The sequence below is a fragment of the Streptomyces sp. XY431 genome (assembly GCF_001279805.1).
Lineage (GTDB): Bacteria > Actinomycetota > Actinomycetes > Streptomycetales > Streptomycetaceae > Kitasatospora > Kitasatospora purpeofusca.
The window spans coordinates 1-288 of record NZ_LGDO01000411.1 but is presented as its reverse complement, the minus strand read 5'-3'; the positions used below and the strand labels follow the sequence as shown (position 1 = coordinate 288).

Here is a 288-nt window from a genome sequence, read left to right as displayed (position 1 = left end):
GGACCGGATGATCGGTGCGGAGGGGACGGGGTTCGCGACGGCGATGCGGACGCTGGACCACACGCGGGTGACGATCGCGGCGCAGGCGTTGGGGATCGCGCAGGGGGCGTTGGACTATGCGAAGGGGTATGTGCGCGAGCGCAAGCAGTTCGGGAAGCCGATCGGTGACTTCCAGGGTGTGCAGTTCATGCTGGCGGACATGGCGATGAAGCTGGAGGCGGCGCGTCAGTTGACGTACGCGGCGGCGGCGAGGTCGCAGCGGGGGGACGGGGACCTGACGTTCTTCGG

The 288-nt window shown here is 68.8% G+C and carries 1 protein-coding gene; it reads left to right on the top strand.

Annotated elements, in window-relative coordinates:
* Window positions 1–288 (top strand): acyl-CoA dehydrogenase family protein (locus tag ADK60_RS27480; RefSeq protein ID WP_286185309.1); only part of this gene is annotated, 288 nt, incomplete at both ends.